Genomic DNA, 17,937 nt, shown 5'->3' with positions numbered 1-17,937 from the left:
GCGCAAAGGGAATTCGAGTTCTTGCCGGAGCTGGCTAAGGCCAGCGCGGCCGGGTGCGCGGCCCGAGCCGGTCGAGGTGGCGGCATGGAGCGTCATCGAGGCCGAACATGTCACCGGCGAAAACGTCGTCGTCAGCAGATGCGAGATCTATGTCGGAGCCACTCCGTCGCGGCGTGGTCACTGGTGCTGCGAGCGGGTCGACAGGCTACGCGAGATGGGCTGAGGGTTTACGCCGTCGGCCGAGGCCGACGCGCTCAGGGACTGTCCGACGAAAGCGGCGAAAAGCCTATCCGGGCTGATGCGTTCGAAACCGCTGACGTCGCCCGAATTGAAGTCTTCCCGACGGACCAGGCGACCGGCGGCGGCAGCATGGTCAAATTCCCGGAGCAGTAGGCGGGCGCTCGCTCGTTTCGAAGAGGCCGCGGGCCGCCTCGACCATCGACTGCAGGTGATCGGGGTCGCGCACGCCCTGTCGGTAGAGCTCGATGATGATGCTGGCCATTCGTTCGGCTTCGTCGCTGTTCCTTGCCACCCCGTAATCGGCACTGAACTTGTCGAAGACGCGCTGGCAGGTTGCAAGATCGCGGGAGTCCAGCGGCACCTGCGATCGGTTTTTGATCGTCTGAACCATCTCTATTCCCTCGGAAAAGGCCCGCCCGGCGGTGCGGGCGGGCGAGATTCTAGAAATCCATGCCGGGGCCGGCGGGCATCGGCGGCGGCGCGTCCTTCTTGGGCTTCTCGGCAATCATGGCTTCCGTCGTGACGAGAAGGCCGGCGATGGAGGCCGCATCCTGCAGCGCGGTGCGAACCACCTTGGCCGGATCGATGACGCCCTGCGCATAAAGGTCGCCATATTCGCCCGTCTGAGCATTCCAGCCGTAGGAGAAATCGGAGTTCTCGCGTAGCTTGCCGACGATGATCGAACCTTCTGCGCCGGCGTTCTCGGCGATCTGGCGAGCCGGCGCCTCGACCGCGCGGCGAACGATGTCGACACCGACGCGCTGGTCGCCATTGGCGGTCTTGATATTGTCGAGCGCCTTGACGGCGCGCAGCAGCGCCACGCCGCCGCCCGGCAGGATGCCTTCCTCGACCGCAGCACGGGTGGCATGAAGCGCGTCGTCGACGCGATCCTTCTTTTCCTTCACCTCAACTTCCGTCGAGCCGCCGACGCGGATGACGGCAACGCCGCCAGCGAGCTTGGCAAGGCGCTCCTGCAGCTTCTCTCGGTCATAGTCGGAGGTGGTTTCTTCGATCTGAGCCCTGATCTGGGCCACACGACCTTGGATGTCGGACTTGGCGCCTGACCCATCGACGATCGTGGTGTTTTCCTTCTCGATCGAGACCTTCTTGGCACGGCCGAGCATGTCGAGCGTGACGGATTCGAGCTTGATGCCGAGATCTTCGGAGATGACGGTGCCGGCGGTCAGGATCGCGATGTCTTCGAGCATGGCCTTGCGGCGGTCGCCGAAGCCCGGCGCCTTGACGGCAGCAATCTTCAGGCCGCCGCGCAGCTTGTTGACGACGAGCGTTGCGAGAGCTTCGCCTTCGACATCTTCAGCGATGATGAGGAGCGGCTTGCTGGATTGGACGACGGCTTCGAGCACCGGCAGCATCGATTGCAGGTTTGACAGCTTCTTCTCATGGATGAGAATATACGGGTCTTCGAACTCGACCCGCATCTTGTCGGCATTGGTGACGAAGTAGGGGCTGAGATAGCCGCGATCGAACTGCATGCCTTCGACGACTTCGAGTTCGGTCTCCGCAGTCTTTGCTTCTTCGACGGTGATCACGCCATCATTGCCGACCTTTTCCATGGCTTCCGCCAAAAAGTGGCCGATTTCGGCATCGCCATTGGCGGAGATTGTGCCGACCTGGGCGATTTCGGAATTGTTGGAGATCTTGCGGGCGTTGGCCTTCAGTTCCGCGACGATGGCGGCGACCGCAAGATCGATGCCGCGTTTCAGGTCCATCGGGTTCATGCCCGAAGTCACGGCCTTGGCGCCCTCCTTGACGATTGCCTGGGCCAGCACCGTTGCCGTCGTGGTGCCGTCGCCGGCGACGTCGCTGGTCTTCGAAGCAACTTCGCGGACCATCTGGGCGCCCATGTTTTCGAACTTGTCTTCGAGTTCGATTTCCTTGGCGACCGAAACGCCGTCCTTGGTGATGCGCGGGGCGCCGAAGGATCTTTCGATCACGACGTTGCGGCCTTTCGGGCCGAGGGTCGCTTTCACGGCGTTGGCCAGGATGTCGACACCACGCAACATCTTCTCGCGGGCTTCGGTGCTGAATTTGATTTCTTTAGCAGCCATGTCCTCACTCCTTCATAGGCAGCCAGAGCAATTCCAGGAAAGTACGAAGGGGTTTTCCGTTCGGAATTGCGTCAGAAATAAAATGTTGGAGCGGTTCTGCGTTTCCATGAAAAGCTGAAGCGCTCCAGCGTGGACGGATGTCAGCAGGGATCTCATGCGGCCTGCTTCTTTTCGCCCTGGGTTTCGATGATGCCCATCACGTCGCTTTCCTTCATGATCAGCAGATCCTCGCCATTGATCTTGATCTCGGTGCCGGACCATTTTCCGAACAGGATGCGATCGCCGGGCTTGACGTCGAGTGCCTGGATCTGGCCGGCGTCGTTGCGTGCGCCGGGGCCGACGGCGATGACCTCGCCTTCCTGCGGCTTTTCCTTGGCAGTGTCGGGAATGATGATGCCGCCCTTGGTCTTTTCCTCTGAATCGACCCGGCGGACGAGAATGCGGTCATGAAGCGGTCGGAACGACATGTCTTCCTCCATCGATAAACAGTGATGACGTTGTCCTTAGCCGGACCGGATGACCAATCCGGGCGGGTGCTCGCGCGCGAGCCTTGCGAGAATGATTTGGTTCGATGGTTTTGCAATTCAAGAGGTGATGGAAGAAAAATTGGCACTCCCTGCTCGTGAGTGCTAACGCCCGGCAGGGAACAGAAAATCGCCTCCCGCGTTCGAATAACGAAGGCGACGGCGTGGTGCCGGAGGCGAGTTCCAGCAGGATTGAGGCTTGAATCCGGATTTCGGCATTCCCAACTCTTTGATGATCGAGGCTTGTTCAAGCTCGGTCATCGTCCCACGTCTTTTTGGAGTGAGTGACATGGAAGAGAAGACCAATATCATCAAAGACCTCAGTATCGAGGAACGCGAGGAAATCCTCGTCGATATCGCTCGTACGCTGGAGGAGACGGCTCGCGAGGCCTATGTCGAAGGCAACACGCAGTTTGCCGCACTTTCCAACAATATGGCCGAAACGATCCGCGTCAACGCCGATGAACTCGCCCGTGATGATCCGGAAAATGCCGAGCTCGTATTTCAGCAGGCGACGGCGATGATCTCGCAATTCGAAGCCGTGCACCCCTATCGAATGGTGAGTATGGCCGTTCATTGATTGCCGGGCGGTGCGGGGCGCTCGCTCAAATCAATCTCCACCCACGCGGAACTCTCACTGCTTGCAAAGGTTAGTGGATCACAACATCGAGAGGTGATCCATGGTGACTTCCAGATTAAACGTGCCGCCCGAGAGCGGGACAGATGACGCGCGTTCCGCCGATACGGAGCGAGCCGAGACCGATCGTAAAAGGGCATTGGAAAATGCCCGGCGCAACGCGAGTTCGACATCAGGCCGCGATAGCGACACTGAAAACCCAAGCCTGAAGCTTGCGAAAGAATATCTCAGCCTCGGCGGCCACCGTCGGTCCATGATCGACGACAACATCACCGATGTTCGCCAATGGGATGAGGATCCACCCGAGGCTGAGCGGTTCTGGAAGGAACGGGTGGAGACGCTTTCGAAGGATAAGCGCAAACAGGTGGAGGATTTTCTTCCAACCATCAACACGCCGTGAAAGCGGCTGGGCTCGTTCTTCGGATGAAATGCGCTTGGAGGCGATCATGGCTATAGACAAGCACGAGCAGATCCGTCGCCGTGCCTACGAAATCTGGGAGGCCGAGGGCCGCCCGGACGGCGCCGATCAGCGCCACTGGCTTCAAGCCTGTGACGAACTGGCCGGCGAGGATGAGAATGAGACGCTGCAGAACCTGCTTGATGAAGACGACAGGGATGATGCAGCACTGCTTCAAGGCGCCGGTGAGAGCGGCGATCTCGATCGCCCACGAGCGAGGCCTGTCCAGGCCGCGATGGCCCCCGTCCCTGACATCGAGATGACGACGGGCGAAAAGCCTTCCCGACGGAAGATCAGGAAGACAGAGGGACCGTGATCGCCATGCAGCATCTCGACCATGCCATCCAGATCGCTCTTACAGCCCATGAAGGTAAGGCGGACAAAACCGGCCGGCCGTTCTTCGAGCACTGCCAGCGGGTAGCCCTTCTGGTTTCTGGTGACGAGACGCGAACGGTCGCCTACCTTCATGACGTTGTCGAAAAGGGAAGCGGCTGGACGCTCGACAGGCTGAGGGAAGAAGGCTTTCCGCCGGCGATCATCTCGGCGGTGAATGCTCTGACACGTCGGCCGGACGAGCCGGACGACGACTTCGTCAGACGTGCGGCATCAAACCCGTTGTCCTTGCCCGTCAAGCGGGCCGATCTCGAAGACAATCTCCGGCAGGCCGAACAGGCCGGCAAGAAAACGGAAAAATACCAACGCGGCCTGGATCTCCTGCGCGACATAACGAGCGGGTCATAATTTTACGTTCGCCGGCAACTGCCATCAAGGTCGGCAATCTGGCAAGCGTCCACTACCCGCCTCCATGTCATGCATTGAGAGCCGGCGGCCTCCGTTGCACCGCGGCGGAGGCCGTTTTGGCCTATCTCATGCTTTGTTGGTAAACCACACTGTCGGCGCGCCGAGCACGCCTCCCGTGCGCATCGCCGTCTTCAGCTCGTCCAACTTGCTGAATGCCTGCGCCGCTTCAAACGTGGCGAACTCGTGGGTGACGGTAATATCGTTCGGATTGTCGATGGCGCGATAAACGGCTTGCGCCGTCACCCCGTTGGCCTTCTGCACCTGATGAAACGCATCATACGTCTTGCGCCAAGTGGCGTAGTCGGAGACCTCGTGCCTCACGAATAATGTCGTCATATCATCCTCCCGCGTTGCATTTCCAAGTTTGGTTGAGACGCGTGTTACGATTGCACGAGGAACGTCATGGTCTCGGGCAAGACACCGTCACTCGCCATCGCATCGGCCGCTGCCTTGGTCTGCATGAAGGCCATCAACTTTTCCATATCTGCAACGTCCATGACCAAGCCGACGCGGTTGGACGTTTGAGGGTCTGTGAACGTGCGAATGTTCGTCACGCCGACGGGTTCCAATACCTGTTTGCGGATGGGCGAAGCGAGCCAGTGTTTCGTGTCTTTGACGTCGTGATAGATCATTATGGTGGGCATTGCGGTCTCCTCTCAAGATCTCGGAAACTGAAGGCTGAGTATGCTGCTGCGCTTTGCCGGATTTCATTACAGCAATGTTGCGAAGAGTGGGTTTTTCTTATTCATTAGTTGAAGATATAAATATAATTATGGAGTAATTCGAAAATATTATGCGACGACCGCGTTGAGCGCGCATTGGTTTTTGAGAATAGCTTTGGTGACGGTTCCGGAGTCAGCGAGCGTCATTGGCGCTAAGATATGATCGTTATGCCCGCACGGCGCCCGTAGTCCCGCAGCTCGAGAAGGAGACCAACATCCGTATCGGCGTCAATGGATTGAACGACGTCGAGCCGATCCTCTGTCATGCGATCCTCGAACAGGATCATGCATTGTTCGGGGTCGCACTGGCGGGACGTCCAGATCAACCCGTCAATGTCTGCGCGCGCCCGATGAATGGCTTCGGCCCACAGGACGGTCTCGCCATATGTCGACTTCGGCGTTTCGATGAGATCGGTTCGACTGAGTTTCCAGGCTTTCAAATCGGGTGCGAAAAGGCTTGCCAACCGTAGATCACGCTTTGGCGCGATGACGCTCACCGTCCGCGCTTCGACAACGGCTAGCCGGACGGTCTTGAAAGCGGCGGCCGGTTCGATGTCGTGAAAGATCGACTCGAAGGCGGCCGCCTCTCTGCTCGTTGCCGCATAGAGCGTTGCGACACAATTGCCGTGCGCGTCGTTGAACGGCGCAAAGCGCGTCGGCTGTCCCTTGCAGGGATTGAATTGCCCTGCCCGGAACGAAGACAGATGGGTCCGATGAAGCGCCGTACCCGCCTTGATCGTCCGGATGTTGATCGTTGGAAAAGGAGACGGCGGGCATGGCAGAGGAGGGTGGCTCACCCAATGACCTCTTGCCGTTCACGGGCCGCGGCAGCAGCCACCGCGTCGATATCGTCAAGCGCATCCATGGGCGCCTTGTCGTCCAGCCAGCCGTTCGTTGAAACGAACCAGAATGCGCGCTGCCATGGAGACAGGTTTTCCGGAAGCGCCACAAGCGCCTTCTTGATCGCAGGATGCGGCCGTCCGTCCCGGAGCTGAAACGCCGGAAAATATTCGGTGCCGCGATGATGTACTGAGAAAATGTCGCCGGCTTTCTTCCAGCGCGCCGCAGTCGCGTACAGGTTTCTCGCGCTTGAGCCGGCGCGGTTTCCGATCTCCGCGCTGGTGAGCTGCGGCACCTCAGCGATGAAGCGATCCCTGACCTCCAGATTGTCCGCTGCGAGCACGCCGCGCGCCTCGCCAAGCTCATCAGGCAGGATAACATCCGCGAGCTTGTTGATCGCATCTTCCAGGCGGCTTTCTTCCAGCGAGCCGCTGACGCGGACCATCGTCTGGAAGAAGGTCTTGACGGATCTGCGATGTCCTTCCGGCAGATCGGGTTTCAAGCGGATTACCACGGAATCCCCGACCGCAACATTTGCAATCGCCCTGGCGAGCTTCGCGAGTTCGGGGTCCGCGTTCTCAGGAAAAGCAGATCGATCGACGGCGAACTTCGTCAGGGTCTGCAGGAAGGCATCCGCGAACGCATCACGCAGAGCGTTTTCATCCGAGGTCCGTTCTGGAGCAACGCCTTTGCGCCGGTGGCCAGCCAATGGCACGGTTCGCCCGTCGTTGGCGGACGACCGATCAATCATGAGAAATTCGGAAAAGAGAGCTTCGGTCATTTCGGCCACGTGAGATTGGTGATGAACATCTCAATATCACTTAATTCATGCAAAGTCGATTGCAATGGGAGTGTCAGGATGACCATAGCCTCGCATATGCGCCAGTGGACAGATTTGATGGCAGGATCGATTTGACTTCCCAATATCGGTTGTCGCACCAATTTGACGATCGGATACGCCTCGGCGCGTGAGACGACAAAGGTTTAGAATGATCGAACGCCGACCATTTGATCTCAAGGCTTATGCGCAGGACATCGGAACAAGGCCATGCTTTATCTGCGGCTTGGTCAGGAATGCCCCTGACTTCTTTCACCATCGCGTTTTTGAAGACGACGAGACCATCATCTTCCTGAGCAAATATCCCACTCTGCCCGGTTATTGCCTCGTCTGTCCAAGAGAGCACCGTGAGGATCTGGCGTGGGACATGTCGACAGATGAATATCTTCGACTACAGGAGAAGGTGCACGTCTTGTCGCGTGCCCTCAAGAGCGTGTTCGACGCCGAGCGAATTTATGTGCTTTCGCTCGGCAGCCAACAAGCCAATAGCCACCTGCATTTTCATGTCGTTCCCTTGCCCTCAGGTGTGCGTCTTGAAGAGCAGCAATACCATGCACCGATGGCGGAGTACGGGGTTCTGCAGATACCTGACGATCAAATGGCACAGTTGGCGCAGCGCATCGCTGAAGCATACCGTTCCGAGTTGACCGCACGATAATCAACCGTCTGGCTTGCGGTCGAAACCCGAAAGCCAGTGCCTCCAAGCTACGTCCCGAGGGCGAATGCCGGAACCTGTACGCCTTTCTCGCGAAAGAGCCGCTCCACCTCGTCGAGGCGAGGGCAGGCCGGCGGGTTGAGCGCCTTTGCCCAGTTCTCGCGGCTGGACAGGGCCATTGCCGCAGTTGCGAGCACGGTGGTTCCGGGGCCGATTTCACCGCGCAGCTGCGGCAGCAGGGTCTTGGCGTGGATGAGATTGGTGTTCGGTATCGGGCTCATCGCATGGCCGGCCCTCGGATGGGGCGATAGATCGACGATGGCGCTGACGTCGGTCTGTCCGTACCAGACGGCCCGGCCATCGCTTACATCGGAGCGATCGGCATTGAAATCCGCGCGTTCGATCGCAAAGCCGCCCTCGATGGTACTGAGGGTGCGCGGCGTGGCGATGCGGTGCATGCGGATGTGCCACGGGTTTTCGGGAAGCAGCCAGGTTTCGATGGTGACATCGCTCCAGGGGCGCCAGCGCGAATAGAGCAGGTCACCAGCGATCAACGCCTCTTCGAGAGTTTCCCGCATGCGGAAATGGACGCCGTCATCGGAGAGGCCGAGCATGCCGTCGAAACTTGCGGCGGAGAAATTCCGGTCGTCGGCTTCGATGTTGAAGGCATAGCGTGTGGAATAGACGAATTTCGAATATTTCTCGTTTGCGCCGAGCATCTTGTCGTGCTGCTGCCCCGAGGAGAGTACGACCACGTTTCCCGGCGTGTGCATGGCGACCATGCCCGCCGGCTTCAACGTAACCGGCTCCGGAAATTCCGGCTGCGGTGCCTCCTCGGCGGTCCAGAACGGATGACCCTGCGGAAGAGCGAGCGGCAGGAAGAATTTCAGCGCCCAATAGGGCGAGCCGGGAGAGTTGTAGCTCTCGCTCATGAAGAGGTTCGGATAGCCGTAACCGACCGAAAGAACGCCGTCGCGATCGGCAATCGGCATCGCCGACCACCAGCGGATATGGCGCATGTAATAGCCCTTGATCTCTGCCCAGGGCAGGGCTTCGACGCCGGCAAAGGCAAGCGCGCCCCAGAAACCTCCTGCCGCGAAGCGGTAGGTCTGGCTGCGGCCGAAGGCAAGGGCTGCGCCATCGGGGCCGAACCAGTGGCGGATATCCCTGGCGAAGATCTCAGCGCGATCGCGGAAGCGATCCTTGCGCGCCTCGTCGCCCTTGGCCAGTACCGCATAGATCAGGCCGTAGAAATGCATGGCGAAGGGAATGTAATGATCGACCCGCCGGACCGGCCCGTCGCGATACCAACCGTCCCCGAGGTCGAAGGCCTCCAGTTCGTCGAGATAGGCGATGGTTTTCCGGTGATCGAACGCCACGCTCACGCGTTCCAGCCCGAGATCGATGAGCACACGGAAGAATTTCCAGTTATTGTCTATGAATTCCAACTCGCGCGCTCTGAGAAGATAGGCAGCGACCGTCTTCTTCTCGCTGTCGTCGAGCGGTTCCCAGATGTGCTCGGGCACGAGCGCCAGGGCGAAGCCGACCGCGGCGAGCTCGACCAGCCGCTGATTGCGGTCGGCAAGATCGCCCCAATATTCGGGATGAGCAGGATTGGTGCCGTTTGCCAGCCCGCGGCGATAGAGATCCCAGTGCGGGAACGTGCCGCCGCCGGCGACGAGCGGAACGATCCCCCAGAGCGGCCGCGCAAATCCCTCCAGATCCGCCGCCGCCCGATCGAAGATCGCGGCGGCCGCACCGAGGCGCACACGGGCGCCGCCTTCGGAAAAATACGGCAGTAGCGGCGCGAAGAGATCGATGACGGCCTTGGCGAGGTCGTCGCGTGTCTTCAGGGGATTGCCGAAAAGCGGATTGGCCCGGGCGGGATCATAAATCATTGTCAGGCTCGAAATTCATGAAAAACAGGATCGGCCGCGGGCAGATATTGCTCGCGGCCTTCGACATTTCTGGACGCTTACTTGATGGCCTTCACGCCTTCAGTCATTTCCTTCAGCCCGTCATCGACGGAGGTGCTGTCGGTCATGATCGCGTCATGCGCACGGTTGAGCACGACCTCGATCTTGGCGGCGTTCGGGTTGACCGCCATCTCCAGGTAGGTTTTCGACGGCTTCAGCGCCTCCTTGCTGGCCGCATCCTCAGGAAAGCCGGGTGTTGCCGCGATCTTGGCGCTGACGTCATCCGTCTTGAGCGCAGGGAAGGTGCCCGTCGAGGCGATGACTGCTGCGCCCTCAGGACCGGTGACGAACTTGATGAAATCGAGCGCGGCCTCCTTGTGAACGGAATTGGCGTTGACCGCCAGGCCCGAGATCTGCGCAGCGGTCGTGCCGGTTGCCACACCGTCGGGATGCGGGAACTTGACGATGCCCCAGTTCTTGCTCTTCGATTCACCCGATTTCACCTTGGTGATCTGGGTGCCGACGAACCAGGTTCCCATCGGCAGCATGCCGATCGTGCCATTGAAGAAGAGCGCCGAATAATGTGTGTTCGACGTCTTCAGGAAGGCATAGGAGGGAATCGCGCCATCCTTCTGCAGGGTCAGCGCCCTCTCGTACCAGGGCTTCAGGAAGCCGTAGTCGCCATCGACAAGCGTGTGTTTTCCGTCGAGGATGGCGGGCAGCTGAACGGTCGACCGCCAGGTGTGCAGAAGCGCGCCGTAGGTCTTGTTGGTGCCCATGCCGCCCGAAAGCTTCTCGGCGGTCGCGTCGAACTGCGCCCAGGTCATGTCATTGGTGGGGTAGGGGACGCCTGCCTTGTCGAATATATCCTTGTTGTAATAGACGACCCAGAAGTCGGACCGGAACGGCAGGGAGTAGACTTTGCCGTCGATGGTCAGTTCATCGATCAGGCCGCCATAGGGAGCCGGGTCGATTTTCTGATCCTTCACGAAGCCGCTGAGATCGGCGATGTTGCCGGCGCGCACCAGATTGGTGTAGCCCGGCACATCCTTGATGGTGACGATGTCGATGTCCTTGGAGCCGCCGGTCAGCTGCGTTGAGATCATCTGCTGGTAGTCTTGCGAGCCGAGATCCATCGGCTCGAACTTCACGTTGGGATGCTTGGCCTGATAGGCCTCGATCAGCGGCTTGTAATAGGCGGTCTTGTCCCAATCCCACAAAGCCCATTTGAGCGTCACGGCGTCCTGGGCAAACGCTGCCCCGGCCGTCATCGCCGCCAAGGTGAAACCTGCCACGGCAAGTTTCACCGTCCCCCCGAATTTATCCAAATACATTCCCGTTCTCCTTCCCTGGATCATCTCTGGATCAGTTATTTTATGAAGCGTCTCGTCTATGTGGTTCGCGGTGCGGCTGTGTTGCGTTTGGCAGGTGTCTCTTTTGGTTTTCGCGCAATTCAGGACGCAAAACCGCTGCGCACTTTTGCTGGAATTGCTCCAGAACCATCACCGCCGTCCGATGGACGCCGAATGCGACGGCGAACATTCCGAGTGAAAAATTGAAGGTTGCCGGCATGAACACCGAAACCGGATAGAAGAGGATGTGCGCCAGCCATAGGCCGGCGGTAAAGGCGAGCGCCGCGAGCGCCGGGAAAGGGCGGACGACGGAGGCGAGGGCGGCGAGGCGCAGCAGTTGGAGAGCCGGCAGATCGCGCATCACCATCAGAATGACGAGATGGCAGGCGAGGACCGCGACGAAGGCGGTGGCGACGAGCGCGACCGTCAGCGGTGCGCTCAGCAACAGATTGTCCCGCGCGCCGGCGCCATAGGTTGCGATCGCATGGATGCAGACGGCGAGAGCGACCGCCAAAGCCAGCCCCCAGGCGGTGGCGCGCCAGAAGTAGCGCAGAAAGGCCTCTGTGAAGTCCCGCAGCAGATAGGTGTTGCGGTCTTCCACGAGAGCCACCGAGACCCGGGCCATGGCGGCGAGCGCTGCCGGCAGCGTCACGACGAAGAGGCCGGCCAGGATGAAGAGGAAGTTCAGCTTGACCATCTCCCACCACTCGCGGACGAGGATCTCGGCGAACAAAGCAAGGCCGGTCCTCTTCGGAGCATCCTTCGGAATGCCCGGCCCCTCCCTCGTCCACATGTCCCGCAACCACTGCATAGCCGTCTCCCGCAGGCGCCTCAGTATAGAATCGAGCGTTCCGTTTCCGTGTCGAACAGCTGCGCATTGGTCATATCGGCAACCAGCGTCGCCTCTTCGCCGATATCGGGCCGGTAGCGTGGCGAGACGCGGGCGATGAGATTGCGACCGCCTGCCACCATGTTCAGGTGCACTTCCGAGCCCATCGGTTCGGCAAGTTCGACAATCGCCTTGAGGGGCGCCAGGTTCTCCGGTGCGATATCAGCCGGCGGCAGTTCGTGGAAATTTTCCGGACGGATGCCGAGCACCAGTTCGCGGCCCTGGTAGGGCGCGATCCTGCTCTTGTCGAAATGGGCAGGCAGCGGCAGTTCCCGGCCGTCGAAGACGGCGACGAAGCCATCGCCCCGGCGCAGAATGGTCGAGGGCAGCATGTTCATCTGCGGCGCGCCGATGAAACCGGCGACGAACATGTTGACGGGGCGGTCATAGAGGTTCTGCGGCGTATCCACCTGCTGGATATGCCCGTCCTTCATGACGACGATCCGGTCCGCCATGGTCATGGCCTCCACCTGATCGTGAGTGACGTATATGAAGGTGGCGTTGAGGCGCTTGTGCAGCTTGGTGATTTCCGAGCGCATCGTGCCGCGCAGCTTGGCGTCGAGATTGGAAAGCGGCTCGTCGAGAAGGAAGACCGCCGGATTGCGCACCATGGCGCGACCGAGCGCGACGCGCTGGCGCTGCCCGCCCGAAAGCGCCTTCGGCTTGCGGTTCAGGAGATGAGAGATGTCGAGGATCTTGGCGGCGTCCTGCACCTGGGCATCGATGAAGTCGCGCGATACCTTCCTGGGCTGCAGGCCGAACGCCATGTTCTTGTAGACGGTCATATGCGGATAGAGCGCGTAATTCTGGAAAACCATGGCGATATCCCGATCCTTGGAAGGGACGTCGTTCATGATGTCGCCGCCGATCTTGAGCTCTCCTCCCGATATTTCCTCGAGGCCGGCGATCATCCGCAGCGTCGTCGATTTGCCGCAGCCCGACGGGCCGACCAGAATGATGAATTCCTTGTCTGCGATCTCGAGGTCGATGTCGTGGACAACGGTGAGCGCACCGTAGCTCTTGTTCAGCTCTTTAAGCGAAATGCTGGCCATCGGGTTCTCCTGAATTCACCAATAGGAAGACCAGCTGCGCGAAAGACGCGTCAAAGCTTCCATGTAATAATAATCTCCCCAGGAGACGCATTCATCGACACCCTCACCGCGGCAGGTGTTGAACGGCGATTTCTTCGAATAGGTGGCGTGCAGCACCAGGCCGTTGGAGACGGTGGGATCCTTGACCGCATAATGATCCGCAAGGCTCTTCATCATGCGGCGTGCCAGCGTGCGATAACGTGCGGCCGGTTCCGGCTCGACGAGATCGGCCATCTCCAGAAGGCCGCAGGCGGCGATCGACGCCGACGAGCTGTCGCGCGGCTCGCCATCGCCGTCCGAAAAGACGAGATCCCAATAGGGCACCATGTCGGCCGGCAGCCGGTTGAGATAGAAGGCGAGCAGCCGGTCGAAGGTTTGGCGATATTCCTCGATCCGCTCATAGCGATAGGAGAGCGCCATGCCAGCGATTGCCCAGGCCTGTCCGCGCGCCCAGGCGCTATCGTCTTTGTAGCCCTGTTTGGTGGCGCCGCGCACCGGCGCTCCGGTGACCGGGTCCATATAGAAGGTGTGATAGGTGGAATCGTCCGGCCGAACCGAGTTGGCAAGCGTGGTGCGGGCGTGAATGAGCGCGATCTCGCGGTATTTCGGATCGCCGGTTTCGCGGCTCGCCCAGTAGAGAAGCGGCAGGTTCAGCAGGCAGTCGATGATGTAGCGGTATTCTTCCGCCACCCCCTTGCGGCCCCAGGCCTGAATGAACTGGCCGATGGGTTGGAAACGCTCGATCAGCTGGTCGGCGGCCAGGATGGCGGCCTTGCGGCCATCCTCGTCTCCGACGAGCTTCCAGGCGGCAATGCAGGAGGGCGAATAGAGAAAGCCCATGTCGTGATGGTCCGTCTCGATGCGGTTCACGATCCGATGCAGAAACGACTGGACCTGGACCTGCGCGGCATGCCGGAAAACCGCCTCGCCGCTATGCTCGAAAGCGAGCCATAGCTCACCGGGCCAGAAACCTGCGGTCCATTGGTCGTTCGCCACCGCAGGATAGAAATTTCCGACACTCGAATGGTTCTGCGAGGCATGGGTGAAGACGGGAAGGTTACGCCTGATCTGCTCGACGGCAAGATCGAGAGCGGCTTTGACCTCCTGGTCGGTTATCGGCTGCGGGGCGACGGACGAGACGGCGTTCATGGATTTAACCCTTCAGTCCCGTCGAGGCGATGCCCTCGACGAAGAAACGCTGGAGAGAGAGGAAGACGACGAGAACCGGAATGAGGGCGACGACGGAGGCTGCCATGATCAGCCCGTATTCGGCCGAATATTGCGAGATGAACATGCGCAGGCCGATCTGGACGGTCTTCAGCTCGGTCTTGGTCAGGTAGATCATCGGCCCGAGAAAATCGTTCCAGGTGGTGACGAAGGTGAAGATCGTCAGCGTCGAGAGCGCGGGCTTGGACAGCGGCAGCATGATGCGCGCCCAGATCTGGTACTCGTTCATGCCGTCGATGCGGGCTGCCTCGCAGAGCTCGGTCGGGATCGACATGTAGAATTGTCGCATCAGGAAGACACCGAAGGCGGTGAAGGCCTGCAGGCAGATCAGCGCCAGATGGGTGTTGTTGAGGCCGAATTCGCGCATCAGCAGGAATTGCGGCACCATATAGACCTGCCAGGGCATGGCGATGGTGGCGATGTAGCCGAGGAACAAGGTGTTCTTGTAGGGGAAATTCAGCTTGGCGAAGGCGTAAGCCGCAAAGCTGGAAGTCAAAAGCTGCAGCAGCGTGACGATGATCGTCAGCTTCGACGTGTTGTAGATGAAGAGCGAAAGCGGGATTTTCGTCCAGATATCGACGTAGTTATGCCATTGCGGCTCGGACGGTATCCACTCGATCGGAAAAGCGAAGACGTCGCGGCTGAGCTTCAGCGATGCCGAAAGCATCCAGGCAAAGGGCATCAGCATGATGAGCGTGACGGCGATGACGATGGCGTAGATCGCGACCGATCTGACGGTTACCTTGCGTCCTGCAATCCTCATTCGCCGTCCTCCCTCTGGCGGCGGAACTGGAAGACGGTGACCGCGAGAACGAGGAAGAACAGAACCAGCGCAACCATGCTGGAATAGCCGAGATCCCAGGAAATGAAGGCCTCGTTGTAGATGTGGTAGACGAGGACGAGCGTCGAAGTGCCGGGCCCGCCCTGGGTGATCATGTAGATCTGGTCGAACACCTTGAAGGACTGGATCGTCAGCATGACGGTCACGAAGAAGGTCGTCGGCCCGAGCTGCGGCACGGTGACATGGATAAACTTCTGCCAGGAATTGGCGCCGTCGAGATCGGCAGCTTCATAGAGCTCCGAATTGATGCCCTGCAGGCCGGCCAGATAGATGACCATGTAATAGCCCATGTTCTTCCAGATGCCGAAGAGGATCACTGTCACCATCGCCCAGTGGCGATCCGCCGCCCATCCCGGCATGTTCTTGGGATCAAGGCCGAGCGTGTAGAGGATCATGTTCACCGGTCCCATCTCGGGATTGAAGATCATGTTCCAGACGACTGCGACGGCCACCAGCGAGGCGACATAGGGGAAGAACATCGCCGTGCGGAAGAAGTCGCGCCCCGCAATCTTCTGGTTGAGGAGAACGGCGAGGCCGAGCGCGCAGATAAGCGTCGCCGGCACGGAGGCGACCGTATAGATCACCGTGTTCCAGAACGCCGCGATAAAGGCCTTGTCCTCGAAAAGTCGCCAGAAATTATCCAGCCCGGCGAATGTGATCGCATTCGAGCCGTCCCAATGCATGAAGGCGAGCACGAAGGCGAACAGGATCGGGCCGAGCGTGAAGACGGCAAAGCCGATGAAATTCGGCGCGATGAAGGAATAGGCGACGAGCGCGTTGCGGATCCTGCGCTGGCGCTTCGACAGGACCGCGACCTTCCGGCCGGAGGTTGCCAGAGCGCCATCCGTCGTGATGACCGAATTCGATAGGGACACCGATGCCTCCTCTTCCTCCCGCAACGACATAGCACATATCCGGTATTGGTCAAACAAGTTCTGAACAGGTCATACGAATTTTATGGAAAGCGCAAAATACATATGATAGGTGAGCATGCAGACCAAACGCCCATCGATGCTTTTCCGGTACGGGGAGGGACATGTTCAGCGAGATTTCAGGGGAACTGCCGGATGTGCTGGGCGATTTCACGCCCGGGGCGGTCTGCTCCGATCGCGCCAGATGGAGCGCTGTGCCGCAAGCGGTACGGGAGCTGGTCATTGGCGAGGCCGAAGAGACGCTTGCGCGCGCCTGGCCGCTGATTGCGGCCTCGGATTACCGGGAGTTCACCGCAACGGGCAACCGCGCGCGCTTCGAGGAGCTGTATTTCACGCGGCGGCGGATGCTCAACAATCTGGTGCTCGGCGAACTCATCGAAGGCGGGGCGCGGTTCCTGCCGAAGATCGTCGATGGCATCTTCCTGATCGCGGAGGAGAGCGGCTGGCAGCTTCCGGCGCATAACGCCTATGAACGAAGCGGTGCGCGCCTGCCGCTTCCCGACAATTCGCAGCCTGTCGTCGATCTCTTCGCCGCCGAAACGGCCGCGCTGCTTGCCACCATCGTCGCATTGCTTCGCGACGAGCTCGACGGCATCAGCCCGGAGATTACGGCACGCGTAGAGCGCGAGATCGAGATCCGCATCCTCTCGCCCTATCTCGGCCGGCATTTCTGGTGGATGGGCCGCGGTGAGGAGCGGATGAACAACTGGACGGCATGGATAAGCCAGAACGTCCTGTTGACGGTCTTCTCCCTGAAAACAGATCAGCCCACGCGCCACGCCGTCGCCAAGAAGGCGCTTGGCAGCCTCGGCGCCTTCCTCAAGGACTATGCCGAGGACGGCGCCTGCGAGGAGGGCGTGCTCTATTACCGCCACGCCGCGCTCTGCCTGCATGGTGCTCTAACCATCCTGGACAGGGTGGCACCGGGCCTGTTCGGCCGATTTTGGCAGCAGCCGAAGATCCGCAACATGGCCGAATATATCGCCCATATGCATGTGGCCGGCCGCTATTATTTCAACTTCGCGGATTCCTCCGCGGTGGTCGAACCCTGCAGCGCGCGGGAATATCTGTTCGGACAGGCGGTCGGCTCTGAGATGCTGGCTGAGTTCGCGGCAGCCGACAGGGCCGCGTCCGACAATCCGCACCTGCCCGGGGAATGGAACCTCTGGTATCGCGTGCAGGAACTGCTGGCCGGCCCGACGCCTTCCGCTGCCGCCCCGCCGCATCCTGCATCCCGGCGCGATATCTTCTATCCCGGCATCGGCCTGTTCATCGCCCGCGACGAGCAGTTTTCACTTGCCGTCAAGGGCGGCAACAACGGCGAGGGCCACAATCACAACGATGTCGGAAGTGTCACGCTTTACAAGAACGGACGTCCGTTCCTGATCGACGTCGGCGTCGAGACCTATACCGCAAAGACCTTTTCGGCGCGGCGCTACGAGATATGGACGATGCAGTCGGCTTTCCACAACCTGCCGACATTCGCAGGCGTCATGCAGTCGGCCGGCGAAGCTGTTGGCGCGCGCGACGTCGAGGTCAGGTTCGACGAAGGGAGCGCGCGCATATCGCTCGATATATCAGCCGCCTATCCCCCCGAAGCGCAGCTGCACAGCTACCGCCGCGTCGTTTCCATGCTGCGCGGCCGCGATGTCGAGATCGTTGACACCTATGACGGGAGCAAGCCGGCGGTCCTGTCGCTGATGACATGCCTGGCGCCGACCGTCAGCCCGGACAGGATCGATCTGGCCGACCTCGGCAGCATTTTCGTCGAGGGCGCCGGCGAGATCGAAATCGACGAAATCGGCGTGGACGACGCCCGGCTGAGATCGGCCTGGCCCGAACAGATCTACCGGCTGCGCGTGCCGTTTGCCGGCAGGCTCCTGAGATTGCGGATCGTCTAGAACGG

Annotated in this window: 21 protein-coding genes; 7 read left to right on the top strand and 14 right to left on the bottom strand. The window is 60.1% G+C overall.

The window, feature by feature from the left end:
• Positions 1 to 76 precede the first annotated feature (76 nt).
• Positions 77 to 223 (top strand): hypothetical protein, encoded by a 147-nt coding sequence (locus C3Y91_RS37585; RefSeq protein ID WP_165448373.1) that lies wholly within the window; start codon positions 77 to 79, stop codon positions 221 to 223.
• Between the two features lie 150 nt (positions 224 to 373).
• Here the strand turns inward: C3Y91_RS37585 and C3Y91_RS17245 are convergent, their stop codons facing one another.
• The 3 genes from C3Y91_RS17245 to C3Y91_RS17235 form a co-directional block, all read right to left on the bottom strand.
• Positions 374 to 631 (bottom strand): hypothetical protein, encoded by a 258-nt coding sequence (locus C3Y91_RS17245; protein WP_018072955.1) that lies wholly within the window; start codon positions 629 to 631, stop codon positions 374 to 376.
• A gap of 49 nt (positions 632 to 680) precedes the next feature.
• Complete coding sequence (gene groL, locus C3Y91_RS17240) at positions 681 to 2,309, bottom strand: chaperonin GroEL (protein ID WP_018072956.1); 1,629 nt, start codon at positions 2,307 to 2,309, stop codon at positions 681 to 683.
• 152 nt (positions 2,310 to 2,461) lie between these two features.
• Positions 2,462 to 2,776, bottom strand: coding sequence for a co-chaperone GroES (locus C3Y91_RS17235; protein WP_017991466.1), 315 nt, complete (start codon positions 2,774 to 2,776; stop codon positions 2,462 to 2,464).
• A gap of 346 nt (positions 2,777 to 3,122) precedes the next feature.
• Between C3Y91_RS17235 and C3Y91_RS17230 the strand changes: the two genes are divergently transcribed.
• The 4 genes from C3Y91_RS17230 (at position 3,123) to C3Y91_RS17215 (ending at position 4,668) form a co-directional block, all read left to right on the top strand.
• Positions 3,123 to 3,413: a hypothetical protein gene (locus C3Y91_RS17230; protein WP_018072957.1), complete on the top strand. Its 291-nt coding sequence runs from the start codon at positions 3,123 to 3,125 to the stop codon at positions 3,411 to 3,413.
• A 100-nt stretch (positions 3,414 to 3,513) separates the two neighbouring features.
• Positions 3,514 to 3,870: a hypothetical protein gene (locus C3Y91_RS17225; protein WP_018072958.1), complete on the top strand. Its 357-nt coding sequence runs from the start codon at positions 3,514 to 3,516 to the stop codon at positions 3,868 to 3,870.
• A gap of 46 nt (positions 3,871 to 3,916) precedes the next feature.
• Positions 3,917 to 4,243: a DUF2934 domain-containing protein gene (locus C3Y91_RS17220; RefSeq protein WP_024319635.1), complete on the top strand. Its 327-nt coding sequence runs from the start codon at positions 3,917 to 3,919 to the stop codon at positions 4,241 to 4,243.
• Between the two features lie 5 nt (positions 4,244 to 4,248).
• The gene (locus C3Y91_RS17215; protein ID WP_029767294.1) at positions 4,249 to 4,668 is read left to right on the top strand and encodes an HD domain-containing protein; all 420 of its coding nucleotides are present in this window, start codon (positions 4,249 to 4,251) and stop codon (positions 4,666 to 4,668) included.
• 126 nt (positions 4,669 to 4,794) lie between these two features.
• Here the strand turns inward: C3Y91_RS17215 and C3Y91_RS17210 are convergent, their stop codons facing one another.
• From C3Y91_RS17210 to C3Y91_RS17195, 4 genes are all read right to left on the bottom strand, one after another.
• On the bottom strand, positions 4,795 to 5,064 hold the full coding sequence (locus C3Y91_RS17210; protein ID WP_018072961.1) for a hypothetical protein: 270 nt from the start codon (positions 5,062 to 5,064) through the stop codon (positions 4,795 to 4,797).
• Positions 5,065 to 5,108: 44 nt separating this feature from the next.
• Positions 5,109 to 5,372, bottom strand: coding sequence for a hypothetical protein (locus C3Y91_RS17205; protein WP_011649410.1), 264 nt, complete (start codon positions 5,370 to 5,372; stop codon positions 5,109 to 5,111).
• A gap of 230 nt (positions 5,373 to 5,602) precedes the next feature.
• Positions 5,603 to 6,247, bottom strand: a complete 645-nt coding sequence (locus tag C3Y91_RS17200; RefSeq protein WP_024319636.1) for an RES family NAD+ phosphorylase — start codon at positions 6,245 to 6,247, stop codon at positions 5,603 to 5,605.
• Positions 6,244 to 7,071: a hypothetical protein gene (locus C3Y91_RS17195; RefSeq protein WP_018072963.1), complete on the bottom strand. Its 828-nt coding sequence runs from the start codon at positions 7,069 to 7,071 to the stop codon at positions 6,244 to 6,246. Before C3Y91_RS17195 ends, C3Y91_RS17200 begins: the two co-directional genes overlap by 4 nt.
• Before the next feature lie 208 nt (positions 7,072 to 7,279).
• Here C3Y91_RS17195 and C3Y91_RS17190 point away from each other — a divergent pair, with 208 nt between their 5' ends.
• Positions 7,280 to 7,786, top strand: coding sequence for an HIT family protein (locus tag C3Y91_RS17190; RefSeq protein ID WP_168575616.1), 507 nt, complete (start codon positions 7,280 to 7,282; stop codon positions 7,784 to 7,786).
• Positions 7,787 to 7,833: 47 nt separating this feature from the next.
• On the opposite strand, the gene C3Y91_RS17185 is transcribed toward C3Y91_RS17190, so the two are convergent.
• The 7 genes from C3Y91_RS17185 to C3Y91_RS17155 all read right to left on the bottom strand — a co-directional run bounded on the left by C3Y91_RS17185 (position 7,834) and on the right by C3Y91_RS17155 (position 16,004).
• Positions 7,834 to 9,681: a DUF2264 domain-containing protein gene (locus C3Y91_RS17185; protein ID WP_024319637.1), complete on the bottom strand. Its 1,848-nt coding sequence runs from the start codon at positions 9,679 to 9,681 to the stop codon at positions 7,834 to 7,836.
• A gap of 77 nt (positions 9,682 to 9,758) precedes the next feature.
• Positions 9,759 to 11,033 carry an ABC transporter substrate-binding protein gene (locus tag C3Y91_RS17180; RefSeq protein ID WP_168575615.1) on the bottom strand — a complete coding sequence of 425 codons (1,275 nt, stop codon included), beginning with the start codon at positions 11,031 to 11,033 and terminating at the stop codon, positions 9,759 to 9,761.
• A gap of 40 nt (positions 11,034 to 11,073) precedes the next feature.
• The gene (locus tag C3Y91_RS17175) at positions 11,074 to 11,862 is read right to left on the bottom strand and encodes a DUF624 domain-containing protein (RefSeq protein WP_024319639.1); all 789 of its coding nucleotides are present in this window, start codon (positions 11,860 to 11,862) and stop codon (positions 11,074 to 11,076) included.
• Positions 11,863 to 11,882: 20 nt separating this feature from the next.
• On the bottom strand, positions 11,883 to 12,992 hold the full coding sequence (locus tag C3Y91_RS17170) for an ABC transporter ATP-binding protein (RefSeq protein WP_168575614.1): 1,110 nt from the start codon (positions 12,990 to 12,992) through the stop codon (positions 11,883 to 11,885).
• Positions 12,993 to 13,007: 15 nt separating this feature from the next.
• A complete protein-coding gene (locus C3Y91_RS17165) occupies positions 13,008 to 14,180 on the bottom strand; it encodes a glycoside hydrolase family 88 protein (RefSeq protein ID WP_024319641.1) in 1,173 nt (390 codons plus the stop codon).
• Between the two features lie 4 nt (positions 14,181 to 14,184).
• Entirely contained in the window at positions 14,185 to 15,021 is an 837-nt protein-coding gene (locus C3Y91_RS17160; RefSeq protein ID WP_024319642.1) for a carbohydrate ABC transporter permease, read from the bottom strand.
• Positions 15,018 to 16,004, bottom strand: a complete 987-nt coding sequence (locus tag C3Y91_RS17155; RefSeq protein ID WP_024319643.1) for a carbohydrate ABC transporter permease — start codon at positions 16,002 to 16,004, stop codon at positions 15,018 to 15,020. The genes C3Y91_RS17160 and C3Y91_RS17155 overlap by 4 nt, the downstream gene beginning before the upstream one ends.
• Before the next feature lie 131 nt (positions 16,005 to 16,135).
• Here C3Y91_RS17155 and C3Y91_RS17150 point away from each other — a divergent pair, with 131 nt between their 5' ends.
• Positions 16,136 to 17,932 (top strand): heparinase II/III domain-containing protein, encoded by a 1,797-nt coding sequence (locus C3Y91_RS17150; protein WP_168575613.1) that lies wholly within the window; start codon positions 16,136 to 16,138, stop codon positions 17,930 to 17,932.
• Positions 17,933 to 17,937: the final 5 nt, after the last annotated feature.

The organism is Rhizobium ruizarguesonis (genome assembly GCF_012349115.1).
In the GTDB taxonomy this organism is placed as follows: Bacteria; Pseudomonadota; Alphaproteobacteria; order Rhizobiales; family Rhizobiaceae; genus Rhizobium; species Rhizobium ruizarguesonis.
Note: the sequence above shows the minus strand (reverse complement) of the source record. Positions and strands in the feature narration are given on the sequence as shown.

What these genes read in the sequence shown, in the direction of transcription:
- C3Y91_RS17190 (WP_168575616.1), top strand. Translation starts at nt 7,280, where the DNA reads ATGATCGAACGCCGACCATTTGATCTCAAGGCTTATGCGCAGGACATC.
- C3Y91_RS17170 (WP_168575614.1), bottom strand. Translation starts at nt 12,992, where the DNA reads ATGGCCAGCATTTCGCTTAAAGAGCTGAACAAGAGCTACGGTGCGCTC.
- C3Y91_RS17160 (WP_024319642.1), bottom strand. Translation starts at nt 15,021, where the DNA reads ATGAGGATTGCAGGACGCAAGGTAACCGTCAGATCGGTCGCGATCTAC.
- C3Y91_RS17225 (WP_018072958.1), top strand. Translation starts at nt 3,514, where the DNA reads ATGGTGACTTCCAGATTAAACGTGCCGCCCGAGAGCGGGACAGATGAC.
- C3Y91_RS17185 (WP_024319637.1), bottom strand. Translation starts at nt 9,681, where the DNA reads ATGATTTATGATCCCGCCCGGGCCAATCCGCTTTTCGGCAATCCCCTG.
- C3Y91_RS17150 (WP_168575613.1), top strand. Translation starts at nt 16,136, where the DNA reads ATGTTCAGCGAGATTTCAGGGGAACTGCCGGATGTGCTGGGCGATTTC.
- C3Y91_RS17155 (WP_024319643.1), bottom strand. Translation starts at nt 16,004, where the DNA reads ATGTCGTTGCGGGAGGAAGAGGAGGCATCGGTGTCCCTATCGAATTCG.
- C3Y91_RS17180 (WP_168575615.1), bottom strand. Translation starts at nt 11,033, where the DNA reads ATGTATTTGGATAAATTCGGGGGGACGGTGAAACTTGCCGTGGCAGGT.
- C3Y91_RS17175 (WP_024319639.1), bottom strand. Translation starts at nt 11,862, where the DNA reads ATGCAGTGGTTGCGGGACATGTGGACGAGGGAGGGGCCGGGCATTCCG.
- C3Y91_RS17195 (WP_018072963.1), bottom strand. Translation starts at nt 7,071, where the DNA reads ATGACCGAAGCTCTCTTTTCCGAATTTCTCATGATTGATCGGTCGTCC.
- C3Y91_RS17210 (WP_018072961.1), bottom strand. Translation starts at nt 5,064, where the DNA reads ATGACGACATTATTCGTGAGGCACGAGGTCTCCGACTACGCCACTTGG.
- C3Y91_RS17235 (WP_017991466.1), bottom strand. Translation starts at nt 2,776, where the DNA reads ATGTCGTTCCGACCGCTTCATGACCGCATTCTCGTCCGCCGGGTCGAT.
- groL (WP_018072956.1), bottom strand. Translation starts at nt 2,309, where the DNA reads ATGGCTGCTAAAGAAATCAAATTCAGCACCGAAGCCCGCGAGAAGATG.
- C3Y91_RS17215 (WP_029767294.1), top strand. Translation starts at nt 4,249, where the DNA reads ATGCAGCATCTCGACCATGCCATCCAGATCGCTCTTACAGCCCATGAA.
- C3Y91_RS17220 (WP_024319635.1), top strand. Translation starts at nt 3,917, where the DNA reads ATGGCTATAGACAAGCACGAGCAGATCCGTCGCCGTGCCTACGAAATC.
- C3Y91_RS17230 (WP_018072957.1), top strand. Translation starts at nt 3,123, where the DNA reads ATGGAAGAGAAGACCAATATCATCAAAGACCTCAGTATCGAGGAACGC.
- C3Y91_RS17165 (WP_024319641.1), bottom strand. Translation starts at nt 14,180, where the DNA reads ATGAACGCCGTCTCGTCCGTCGCCCCGCAGCCGATAACCGACCAGGAG.
- C3Y91_RS17245 (WP_018072955.1), bottom strand. Translation starts at nt 631, where the DNA reads ATGGTTCAGACGATCAAAAACCGATCGCAGGTGCCGCTGGACTCCCGC.
- C3Y91_RS17205 (WP_011649410.1), bottom strand. Translation starts at nt 5,372, where the DNA reads ATGCCCACCATAATGATCTATCACGACGTCAAAGACACGAAACACTGG.